Source organism: Candidatus Omnitrophota bacterium, from assembly GCA_023227985.1.
Classification (GTDB): Bacteria; Omnitrophota; Gorgyraeia; order Gygaellales; family Profunditerraquicolaceae; genus JALOCB01.
Window position 1 is genome coordinate 1 of sequence record JALOCB010000039.1, and the last position, 10,929, is coordinate 10,929.

12 protein-coding genes are annotated in these 10,929 nt (G+C 50.9%); all 12 read left to right on the top strand.

The features are described 5' to 3' along the window. Positions 1 to 1,035: sugar phosphate nucleotidyltransferase (locus M0R35_06955; GenBank protein ID MCK9595394.1), on the top strand; the 1,035-nt coding region annotated here is incomplete at its 5' end. 11 nt (positions 1,036 to 1,046) lie between these two features. Next, entirely contained in the window at positions 1,047 to 1,985 is a 939-nt protein-coding gene (locus M0R35_06960; GenBank protein ID MCK9595395.1) for a ribose-phosphate pyrophosphokinase, read from the top strand. 28 nt (positions 1,986 to 2,013) lie between these two features. Further along, positions 2,014 to 2,682 (top strand): 50S ribosomal protein L25, encoded by a 669-nt coding sequence (locus tag M0R35_06965; GenBank protein ID MCK9595396.1) that lies wholly within the window; start codon positions 2,014 to 2,016, stop codon positions 2,680 to 2,682. A 7-nt stretch (positions 2,683 to 2,689) separates the two neighbouring features. Next, the gene (pth, locus tag M0R35_06970) at positions 2,690 to 3,256 is read left to right on the top strand and encodes an aminoacyl-tRNA hydrolase (GenBank protein ID MCK9595397.1); all 567 of its coding nucleotides are present in this window, start codon (positions 2,690 to 2,692) and stop codon (positions 3,254 to 3,256) included. 9 nt (positions 3,257 to 3,265) lie between these two features. Beyond that, positions 3,266 to 3,553, top strand: a complete 288-nt coding sequence (gene rpsF, locus M0R35_06975) for a 30S ribosomal protein S6 (protein ID MCK9595398.1) — start codon at positions 3,266 to 3,268, stop codon at positions 3,551 to 3,553. 20 nt (positions 3,554 to 3,573) lie between these two features. After that, positions 3,574 to 4,011, top strand: coding sequence for a single-stranded DNA-binding protein (locus tag M0R35_06980; GenBank protein ID MCK9595399.1), 438 nt, complete (start codon positions 3,574 to 3,576; stop codon positions 4,009 to 4,011). A gap of 34 nt (positions 4,012 to 4,045) precedes the next feature. Beyond that, positions 4,046 to 4,264: a 30S ribosomal protein S18 gene (gene rpsR / locus M0R35_06985; protein MCK9595400.1), complete on the top strand. Its 219-nt coding sequence runs from the start codon at positions 4,046 to 4,048 to the stop codon at positions 4,262 to 4,264. A gap of 18 nt (positions 4,265 to 4,282) precedes the next feature. Next, a complete protein-coding gene (rplI, locus tag M0R35_06990; GenBank protein MCK9595401.1) occupies positions 4,283 to 4,726 on the top strand; it encodes a 50S ribosomal protein L9 in 444 nt (147 codons plus the stop codon). A 14-nt stretch (positions 4,727 to 4,740) separates the two neighbouring features. After that, positions 4,741 to 6,066: a replicative DNA helicase gene (gene dnaB / locus M0R35_06995; GenBank protein MCK9595402.1), complete on the top strand. Its 1,326-nt coding sequence runs from the start codon at positions 4,741 to 4,743 to the stop codon at positions 6,064 to 6,066. Between the two features lie 26 nt (positions 6,067 to 6,092). Continuing rightward, a complete protein-coding gene (locus tag M0R35_07000) occupies positions 6,093 to 6,782 on the top strand; it encodes a prepilin-type N-terminal cleavage/methylation domain-containing protein (protein MCK9595403.1) in 690 nt (229 codons plus the stop codon). Between the two features lie 3 nt (positions 6,783 to 6,785). Continuing rightward, positions 6,786 to 9,170 (top strand): CHASE2 domain-containing protein, encoded by a 2,385-nt coding sequence (locus M0R35_07005; GenBank protein MCK9595404.1) that lies wholly within the window; start codon positions 6,786 to 6,788, stop codon positions 9,168 to 9,170. A gap of 70 nt (positions 9,171 to 9,240) precedes the next feature. Beyond that, positions 9,241 to 10,929: outer membrane protein assembly factor BamA (gene bamA / locus M0R35_07010; protein MCK9595405.1), on the top strand; the 1,689-nt coding region annotated here is incomplete at its 3' end.

The window sequence follows — 10,929 nt, forward strand, 5'->3', positions numbered from 1 at the left end:
CAGAAAAAACAGCTGGGCACGGCTGACGCGGTAAAACAGGCGCTTCCGTCGTTAAAAGGCAGGCATGACGCGGTGGTCATCCTTTACGGCGACACCCCCTTATTGAAAAAGGAGACCATCGCCAAGTTGATCGAGCGGCATATCGAGGCCAAGGCCGGAGCGACCATTCTTACCGCCAAGATCGAAAAGCCTTTCGGTTACGGAAGGATATTGCGCGACCAGTATTCCATGGTCTGCGGCATAGCCGAGGAAAAAGACGCGGATGATTTTCAGAAAGAGATAAAAGAGATCAACACCGGGATCATTTGTTTTAACCAGGAAAAGCTCAAAGAATGCCTGAAGCTGGTCAAGCCGAACAATAAAAAGAGAGAGTATTATCTGACCGATTGCATCCGCTTGCTTTCCTCTAAAGGGGAATTGGTCGAATCCTTCCTGCTCGAGGATATAAACGAGTCTTTAGGGGTTAATTCCCGGGTGGAGTTGGCTCAGGCCAACGCTATTATGCGCAAAACCATAAATGAGGAGTTCATGAGGTCCGGGGTAACAATAGTTGACCCGGATAATGTTTACATAAGTTTCGGGGCAAAAATAGGCCGGGATAGCGTAATTTATCCCTTTACAGTTATTGAAAAGGATGTTAAAATCGGTAATCAATGTTCGGTAGGGCCTTTCTGTCGTTTAAGGCCAGGAACCCGTCTGGAAAATAATGTCTCGGTTGGCAATTTTATCGAGATTTCCCGTTCTCGGCTGGCCTCAAAAACCCGCGCAAAACATTTCGGTTTTATAGGCGATACCCGCATCGGAAGCCATGCCAATATCGGCGCAGGCGCGGTGACCGCGAATTATGACGGCAAGAATAAAAATATAACGGTAATAGGGGACAACGCCTTTATCGGCTGCGATACTGTGCTGGTCGCTCCGGTCAGGATCGGCAAGCGCGCCAAAACAGGCGCAGGCAGCGTGGTGACCCGGGGCAGGAACGTTTTGGATAATTCGGTTGTGGTCGGAATACCGGCCAAACCGTTAGAAAAATAAAGGGGTAGACTGTGGATAAATTACGCGTGTTTTCGGGTAACGCCCATAAGGAACTGTCGGAGGACATCTGTAAATCTTTGAAGGTCAGGCTGTCCGACGCAATGGTCGCTAAGTTCAGCGAGGGAGAGATCAGGGTAAAGATCAATGAGAATGTCCGCGGCACCGATGTCTTCGTGGTCCAGCCGACATGCCCGCCTCCCAATGACACGTTGATGGAATTGTTGATCATGATCGACGCTTTAAAAAGGGCGTCTGCCAAGCGCATCACCGCGGTAGTCCCGTTCTTTGGTTATGCCCGGCAGGACCGCAAGGACCAGCCCAGGGTTCCGATCACCGCGAAGCTGGTGGCGAATTTGCTGACGATAAGCGGGGCGAACCGCGTGTTGACTATGGACCTGCACGCCGGCCAGATCCAGGGGTTTTTCGATATCCCTGTGGATCATCTCTTCGCCATAAACGTATTCATAGATTATTTTTTGCAGAATGACCCGAAAGACCTTGTCCTGGTTTCTCCGGACGTGGGCAGCATCAAGATGGCCAGGTCTTACGCTAAAAGATTATCCGCGGGGCTCGCTATAATCGATAAGAGGCGCGATTCCCCGGAAAAGACCGAGGTTATGCATATACTCGGCGAGGTTGAAGGCAAGAACGCGATCATCGTCGACGATCTGATCGCTACCGGCAGTTCGCTGATAGAGGCGGTGGCTGCGCTGAAGAAGGCGAAATGCAAGACTATACGGGCCGCCATCACCCACGGGGTGCTGTCAGGGCCGGCGATACAAAGGATCGACGCCTGCAAGGACCTTAAGGAACTGGTGATCAGCAACAGTATACCTTTGACTGAAGAGCGCAGGCACGAGCGGGTCAAAGTGCTGTCGGTCGCGCCTCTGTTAGCCGAGGCTATAAAGCGGATACATGTGGAAGAATCAGTGAGTTCGTTATTTGACTAAAGATCAATATTGAAAGGAAAAAAGAGAAATGGAAGAGTTATTATTAGGGGCGGAAAAAAGAATAGAGATCGGCAAGAGCAAGGTTAAGGATTTGAGGGGTAAAGGGTTTATCCCGGGGGTGGTTTATTCCGAAGGCAAAGAGGCTATGGCGTTAAAGATGTCCCGGCATGAGCTCCTTCAGCTTATCCACCATCACCGCATCGAGAACGTTGTCCTTAACCTCAAGATCAAGGATGACGCGAAAAAAGGCTCCAGGTCGTGCATGATCAAAGAGGTGCAGCATGATCCGGTAAGCGGCGACATAATCCACATCGATTTTAACGAAATATCCCTGACCAAGGCGATCAAGGTCAATGTGCCTATAGTCACTAAAGGCGAATCTGTGGGCGTCAAGAACGAAGGCGGCGCTCTGGAGCACATACTCTGGGAGATCGAGGTGGAGTGCCTTCCTACGGATATCCCCAAGAATATCGAGGTTGATATCAGCGCCTTGAAGATCGGCGATTCCATACATATCAAAGATATCGCTTTTCCGGATAAGGTTAAAGTCTTCTCCGACGCGGACGCGGTGGTCCTTTCGGTGGCCGCTCCGATGAAGGAAGAAGCCGCGCCGGTTGAAGGCGAAGAGAAGCTTGAGCCGGAAGTCATCAAAGAGAAGAAACCCGAAGCTGAAGCTGAAACCGAAGAGAAGAAGTAGGCCTTTGATGAAGTTAATTGTCGGGCTGGGTAATCCGGGCAGAAATTATCTCGGGACCAGGCATAACATCGGTTCTCTGGCGGTAAGGTCTCTTGCCCGGGAATCCGCTCTTTCTCTGAAAAAAGGGTTTTTATCTTCTTCGGAATCGGCCAAGGCCAGGATCGAGGATGAGGATGTGATCCTGGCAGTGCCCCGGGTTTATATGAATTTGTCGGGCGAGGCGGTGCGCCAGTTGGTCAAAAAACACCGGATAGCTTTGGAAGATCTGCTGGTGGTCCATGATGAACTGGACCTGGATCTGGGAAGGGTGAAGCTTAAATCCGGAGGCTCCGCCGCAGGGCACAACGGCCTTAAGTCCATAATCGGTTCTTTGAAGGATGATGGATTTTCCCGTTTGCGCATAGGCATCGCCCGGCCGCGGCACAATAACGCGGATATGGCTGATTATGTCCTTTCCTGTTTTGCCAGGAAAGACAAAGGATTGGTTGAACAGTCGGTCCTGGATTCAATCGTTATAATGAGGTTATGGGTAAAAGACGGTATTTCAAAAACTATGAATGCGGTTAACAGGTGAGGTCAAGAAATGGTCAAGTATGAAGCGATGTTTATTGTTAAACCGGATCTGGGCGAAATAGAGACTAAGAACGTATACACCCAGATAGCCGATGTGATAACCAAGAACAGCGGGGTTATCTCCAACGCAGCGGTATGGTCGGAAAAGAGAAAAATGACCTTTACGATCAAGAAACAGCAGGACGGGATATATTACCTGGTCAATTTTACCCTGCCGGGCGACGCGATCACCAAGATCAAGTATGCGTTCAAGCTAAACGATAATATCTTGAGGGTCCTGATAACAAACGTCGAGTAAGATAAAAGAGAGGTATTGTTATGGCGAGTTTAAATAAGGTATTACTTATGGGTAACCTGACCCGCGATCCTGAACTGCGGTATACCCCGCAGGGCACGGCAGTGGTCAATCTGCGCATGGCGGTCAACCGCCGGTATAAGAATAAGAGCCAGGAATTGAAGGACGAGGTGTGTTTTATCACCGCGGTAGTCTGGAACAAGATGGCCGAGACCTGCAACCAGTACCTGCATAAAGGAAGCCCGGTATACGTCGAGGGCAGGCTGCAGTCAAGGTCGTGGGAGGATCAGGCAACGGGTAAGACCCGCAGCGTGATCGAGGTGAGAGCGGAGAGAGTGCAATTCTTAGGCCAGGCGCCTAAAGGCGCGGCTGAAAATAATGTCGAAGGACCTTCCATAGAGCCTAATACCGAAACGGCTTGGCTGGAAGAAAGCGAGGAGAGGCCAGATGAGAATCAATAAGACAAGGACCAAGAGGGTCGATAAGAAGAAGAATATGTTCATGCCCATGCGCAGGAAGGTGTGCCGTTTCTGCGCGGACAAGATAAAAGCCATAGATTACAAGGACCTGAAGACCCTTGAATCTTTTGTCAAGGAGCGCGGCAGGATCGTTTCCCGGCGTTCTTCGGGCAACTGCGCCAAGCACCAGAGGGAATTGACCAGGGCTGTAAAACAGGCAAGGTTCATCGCGCTTGTTCCTTATGTACGTATCTAATGAATAACGGAGCGTAAAATGGAAGTTATATTAAAGCAGGACGTAGCAGGCGTGGGCAAGGCCGGGGCCGTGCTCAAGGTGCGGGACGGTTTCGCCCAGAATTTCCTTCTTCCCAAGAAACTGGCTGTCGCGGTCACCAGCGGCAACGTGAAGATGCTGGAGCAGGAAAAACAGCGCAGGCTTTTGAAGGAAGAGAAGGAAAAGGTCGCGGCTGAAGAGCTCAAGAACAAACTGGCCGGAATGTCGATCACCCTGCCGGTATTGACCCAGGAGAAAGAAAAGCTCTACGGCAGCATCACCGTCGTGGAGATCCAGAAAGCCCTGGCTGACGAAGGATGCGTTATCGACAAGGAGGCCTTTGTCATGGAAGAGCCGATAAAGGCCCTGGGTATATACCAGATCCCGGTAAAGCTTCATTCGGAGGTCACCGGCCAGATAAAGGTCTGGATCGTTAAAAAATAAACGCTATGCCTGAGATGAACAAAGACCTGATCCCGCCGCAGAACCTGGAAGCAGAGATGGCGGTCCTGGGATCGATGCTGATAGATGATAACGCCATCGGCGTGGCCATCGAGTCTGTCGACCGCAATTCTTTTTATAAGGATTCCCACCGTAAGATCTTCGACGTAATTTTATCCCTTTATAACAACAGCAAGGCAGTGGACCTGATCACCATCACCGATGAATTAAAGCGCCTCGGCCAGCTCGAAGATATCGGGGGGGTCAGCGCTCTTACGGAGATGGCTAATTCCGTTCCCACGTCCGCCAACATAAACCATTACGCGGCTATTGTCAAAGAAAAAGGCACCCTGCGCGCCCTGATCAACAGCAGCAAGAAGATCGAGCATCTTTGTTATGAGAGCGAAGGCAATATCGGCCAGGTTGTTGACGAGGCGGAGAAGCTTATCTTTGCGGTCAGCGATAACCGCAACCGCGGAAGCTTTATCCCTTTAAAGAACATTATCCAGGACAGCATCGAGACCATAGACCGGCTTTATCAGAATAAGGCCCATGTCACCGGCATTCCTACAGGGTTCGTTGATTTTGACATAAAGACCGCCGGGCTGCAGCCTTCCGACCTGGTGATCGTCGCCGGCCGGCCTTCAATGGGCAAAAGCGCCCTGGCTTTGGGGATCGCCGAATACGCCGCGGTCACGGCCAAGGTCCCGGTGGCTCTGTTCAGCCTGGAAATGTCCAAGGAACAGCTGGTTCAGAGGATGCTTTGCTCCCACGCCAGGGTGGACGCTAACAAGGTGCGCACGGGTTATCTGGCGGCTTCGGACTGGCCGAGGCTTACTACCGCCGCCAGCAAGCTTTCCGAGGCGCCGATATTTATAGACGATACAGCCGCTATTTCAGTTATGGAATTGCGGGCAAAGGTCCGCCGGCTCAAAGCCAATAACGATATTAAACTGGTCATCGTCGACTACCTGCAGCTGATGCGCGGTTCGGGTTTTACCGAAAGCCGGCAGCAGGAGATTTCGGATATCTCGCGGTCGCTCAAGGCCCTGGCCAGGGAGCTTAACCTGACGATCATCGGCATCAGTCAGCTTTCCCGCTCGGTCGAGAGCCGAGATGGCCACCGGCCGCAGTTGTCCGATTTGCGCGAATCCGGAGCCATCGAGCAGGACGCCGACGTGGTAGTGCTGATCATGCGCGAGGAATATTACAATCCCACTCCTGAGAATGAAGGCATAGCCGAGATCATTATCGCCAAACAGCGTAACGGCCCTGTAGGGTCATTCAAGGTCACGTTCCTCAAAGAATATACCCGTTTCGAGAATATCGCCCGGGCAGAGTAGCATCTGCGCCAAAAGAGGAGGTGGGTATGGATAAAAGATCCTTTACCTTGTTGGAGATCATGATATCGATGGTGGTTATGGGGATATTGGTCACCCTGGGGTTTCCTATCTATCAGGGGTTTATCGAGAATTCTAAAAGCAAGGTCTGCGAAACCAATCTAAAGGCTTTAAAGAGCGCCATGGATATTTACGCCATGGAATATGACACTATGCCCGGAAGTTTGAGCGAACTTCCGCCGAAATATATCGGCAAGGCCTATGCCCGGTTGATGCTGCAAAAAAGCGCCTGGAAGATAAAATTGGCCTATTTTATGGTGGAACAGGAGAAGAAGGGCTTTGTTTACGCCGATACATTCATAAACCGGTTGACAAAAGGGAATATTAACCTGGTTACCTGCCCCAAAGACAAGACCCCTCCTGCTGAAGGCGGAGTTTCCTACGGCTTTAATTCCCAACTGTCTAATATGTCTTCCAAGGATTACCGGAAGCTCTCCTCGAGTTTTTCTTTGATCGCTGATTCCGACCAGCCTACTTTTGTCAGCGAAGATAACTATGCTTACCGGCACCAGACTTTCGGCGTATTGACTTCCGAAGGTTATGCCCAGGAAGTAGTGAAGGGTTCAGCCAATCTTTCACCGGCTGCGACCGGCGGCACCGCAACCGATCAACCCGCCAAGTACAGCTGGGTAAAACGCAAGTTCAAGAGATGGCGTTAGCTATTGAAAAACTATAGCCAAAACAAGAAATTTCTGCTCATAGGGGTTTTGTCTTTTCTGGCTGTGACTTTGCTGCCGTATTTTGTTTCATTCTACAGCCAGATCGATACCGGCCTTTCCCGCGGTTATTCCCGCTTTTACGGTATCGGCGGCGCCATCAACGATCTGGCCCGCTGGTATGCGCATTTTCTTAATCTAAACTCCGCCAAACCTTTCAATATCGTCGGCATAACCGCTGATGAGTATTCCAGCAAGATGCTCGGTCAGCGCTGGCCGTTCAAGAGGTCCGCCTACGCCGGGCTCATCCGCATCCTGGACAAAGAAGGCGCGCGGGTGATAGGCTTTGATCTGATATTCTCCGGCGATTCCACCGATAAACAGGACGACCTGGAGCTGAGCATCGCGATGAAAGAGTCTTCCTGCCGCGTGGTCCTGGCCAACGCGATCAATTACCAGAACGGGACATTGATCAGCCTGCAGGATGATATACGCGCTGCCGCCTTTGCCGAAGGTTTCATAAATACGCCGACTGATCCGGATGAGGTCATTCGCAGGATCCGCGATGAATTCGCATATAACGACAGGGAAAAATATTATTCCTTATCCGTTCAGGTGGCTTCGGCATACCTGGATAAACCTGCCGGAGAGATCGTTTCCGGAATCCCCCATGTGAAATTAGGGGAGTATTTGATCAATTATCTTTTTGTCCCGGGCGACAGGAACAGGGCAGGCCGGGATATCGTAAAGACAGTGAATCTCTACCGGGTCCTTGACCCCGAGGAGTTATTAAAGCTCAAGAAAGAATACGGCGACAATTTCCTTAAAGGCAGCCTGGTCTTTGTTTACCCGGCAGGGGATATGGCCGGCGATATCAAATTGACACCTTTCGGCAAGCTCCCCGGCGGGATCACGCACATCAACGGCACGGCCAATATAATCACCGGCAGGTTCCTGAAGGCTAATGACCTTATAAGTTTTTTTCTGCTGTTTTTTTGCTTTGCCGCTGTTTTTTATATCCTGTCGCGCAGCAGTTTTCTCGCCGGGCTCCTGTTGACACTGGGCGTGATAATGGCGGGATTATGGCTGGCGGTGGCTTTGATAATGCGCGGGGTATTTTTCGACCTGTCCAGGCCGGTGATCTTCTGCACGGTATTTTTTGCCGCGGGCTCCCTCTACAAGTATCTTTATTTCTTCTCCCAGTTGTTGAAAATAAAATCAAAAGCGACCATGGACCCGCTGCGGGGGATATTTACCCTCAGGTATTTTTATTATCAGCTGGAGCTGGAATCGAAGAGGATGTACTTTAACCGGGCTCTTTACCTGGTATTCGTGCGCATGGGGTCTTTCCGCCCTGAGACAGAGGGCATGAGTTTGCCTGAGTTGAAAGGCCTTTGGCAGTCGATCCTTCCGGTGATCAGCGTTAAAGACAGTTTTTGGTCAACTTATTCTGCCGAGGAATTGGTCGCCGGGATATACTGCCCGGCTTCCCGGATAGGAGCGATCGTTAAGGGCATCAGCAACGGCCTGGAGTTCGTCCTTAAAGAAAAACAGGTAAATGCCGCTGTTCAGGCAGGTTTTGTGAAATACAAAAGGGATTATCCGGTAAAAGAACTGCTTTTTGCGGCTTTCAAGGATATCGGCGCCAAGCCCGGAGAGCCTCGGATATTCAGCGAGCATGAGCTTGCCGGGATGTTCCGCTCCCAGGTATCGCAGTTTAGCGAAGGCGATAAGATCCTGGACAGCCTCGATCAGGACATTGAGGAGAAGAACCGCGAATTGCTCGGCCTTGTCGAAAAACTGAGCAAAGAGCACGCCCGGGCCAAGGAAATATTCTTCCAGGTGATCACCTCGCTGGTCAACGCCCTGGAGGCCAGGGATCCGTATACGATGGGCCATTCCCAGCGGGTTTGCAACTACGCGTTGAGGCTGGCGGACAGGTTGGGCTGGGACAAGGAAGAAAAAGAAAAATTGCGCAAGGCGGCCTTGCTCCACGACCTGGGCAAGATCGGCATACCCGACAGCATCCTGCATAAACCGGGCGGGCTTACAGACGAGGAATTCGATTTTATCAAGAAGCACGAGGTTATAGCGGTAAAGATACTCGAGCCGATAAAGGATGTGGCCGATATCCTGGACTGGATCCTTTATCATCACGAGCGATGGGACGGGAAAGGCTATCCTCACGGGCTGGGCGGCAACGCCATTCCTTTAGCCAGCCAGGTCATCTCCATAGCCGATGTCTTTGACGCCCTTACCACCGGCAGGGATTATAAACAGGCGTTGTCCTACGAGGAATCGATGAGCGAGATAGTCAGGGGCAAGGGCAGCCAATTCAAGCCGGAACTGGTGGATGTGTTCGTCGAGGAGATCAAAGCGGCCCAGTCCTAAAAATACTTTGCTTTTTACTTCCGGTAATGATATACTAAATAAAATTTATATACATAAAAAAGGCGAAAAAATGCTAAAAAAAATCCTGCTGGTGATTGCGTTGGTATTAGCTGTGAACCTGCCCTTGTTCGCCCAGGAAGAGGCCAATAAAGGCAAGAATGTTACCGCGATAGAGGTCGTCGGCAATAAGTCCATAAGCACCAATACGATAGCGTCTAAGCTAAAAACGCGCATCGGCAGCCCGTTCCAGGACACGGTTATCAGCGATGACCTGAAACGTCTTTATCTTCTGGGTTTTTTCAGCGATATAAAGGTCGATACCCAGGATCATAAAGACGGGCTGAAAGTGGTCATTACCGTCGTCGAGAGGCCGATCATCGAGGCTATCTCTTTCAGCGGCAACCGCCGGGCGGTTCGAGACGATAAATTAAAGGATACCTTGAAGTCCAAAGAGACCCAGTACCTGGATTATCCGACATTGTCCGATGATATCGCGGCCTTGAAAAAACTTTACGAGAAAAGGGGATACAGCCGCCTGGCGGCGGATTACGCGGTTGATATCGACGAACAGGCGAACAAGGCAAGGATAAATTTCCATATCGAGGAAGGCCTGCGCCAGAGAATAAGGCGCATATACGTGGAAGGCAATATTAATTTCTCCGATGCCCGGATCCTCAAGATCATCAAGACCAAAAGGGCGTGGTTTTTCGGTTCCGGGGTGTTGAAAGACGATGTTTTTACCGAGGATATCGAGAGGATCAAAACGTTCTACCATAAGGCGGGTTTCATCGATGTTGCCGTTGATTCGGAAACCATGCTTGATCCGAACGGAAAGTTCATTTACATCACCCTGAAGATCCAGGAAGGCAGGAAATACCTGGTGGGGAGCATATTTGTCCAGGGCAATAAGGACATAACCGAGAAGGATATTCTGGCAGCGATAAAAGCCTGCGCGCCCGGTAAGGTTTTTAGCTACGAGGCTTTGAAAGAGGATATCTCCGCCATACAGGGGCTGTATTTTGACAGAGGCTATATTTCCGCGCGGGTCCAGGAAACCACTTCGATGAACGCCTCTACCGATCGAGTGGATATTGTCCTGAACATTACCGAGAACGATATCGCCTACGTGGATAAGATCAAGATCCGGGGCAATGTGAAAACCAAAGACGTGGTTATCCGCAGGGAAATGAGGATCAAGCCCGGCGACAGGTTCGACGGCGAAAAGCTCAAGAGAAGCAAGGAGAGGCTGCAGAACCTGGGATTCTTCGAGGATGTGAGTTATGACACCGAGGATACCGCTGAGCCGAACAAGAAAGACCTGGTCGTAGACGTTAAAGAGTCCAAGACGGGGGCGTTCAGCTTCGGCGGCGGCTACAGCACCGTGGACCAGCTGGTGGGTTTCTTCGAGATAGAGCAGAAGAATTTCGATTGGCAGAACTTTCCTTATTTTACCGGCGACGGCCAGGACCTGCGGATCAGGACTTCCTTCGGCTCGCTTTCGCAGGGCTTGGACCTGAGCTTTACCGAGCCGTGGCTTTTTGATTATCCGATCTCTTTCGGCTTTGATCTGTATAAGCACAGCCGCCAGAGGGAATCCGATGTCGGTTACGGTTACGACGAGGATGTCACCGGGGGGGATATCCGCCTGGGTTACGAGCTTTCGGAATACGTTAAAGAGAACCTTACTTACCGTTATGATAATATAAAGATCTCGGATGTCGACGACGACTCTTCAGACGATCTCAAATCCGAGGCGGGG

What these genes read in the sequence shown, in the direction of transcription:
- M0R35_06965 (MCK9595396.1), top strand. Translation starts at nt 2,014, where the DNA reads ATGGAAGAGTTATTATTAGGGGCGGAAAAAAGAATAGAGATCGGCAAG.
- pth (MCK9595397.1), top strand. Translation starts at nt 2,690, where the DNA reads ATGAAGTTAATTGTCGGGCTGGGTAATCCGGGCAGAAATTATCTCGGG.
- rpsF (MCK9595398.1), top strand. Translation starts at nt 3,266, where the DNA reads ATGGTCAAGTATGAAGCGATGTTTATTGTTAAACCGGATCTGGGCGAA.
- M0R35_06980 (MCK9595399.1), top strand. Translation starts at nt 3,574, where the DNA reads ATGGCGAGTTTAAATAAGGTATTACTTATGGGTAACCTGACCCGCGAT.
- rpsR (MCK9595400.1), top strand. Translation starts at nt 4,046, where the DNA reads ATGTTCATGCCCATGCGCAGGAAGGTGTGCCGTTTCTGCGCGGACAAG.
- rplI (MCK9595401.1), top strand. Translation starts at nt 4,283, where the DNA reads ATGGAAGTTATATTAAAGCAGGACGTAGCAGGCGTGGGCAAGGCCGGG.
- dnaB (MCK9595402.1), top strand. Translation starts at nt 4,741, where the DNA reads ATGAACAAAGACCTGATCCCGCCGCAGAACCTGGAAGCAGAGATGGCG.
- M0R35_07000 (MCK9595403.1), top strand. Translation starts at nt 6,093, where the DNA reads ATGGATAAAAGATCCTTTACCTTGTTGGAGATCATGATATCGATGGTG.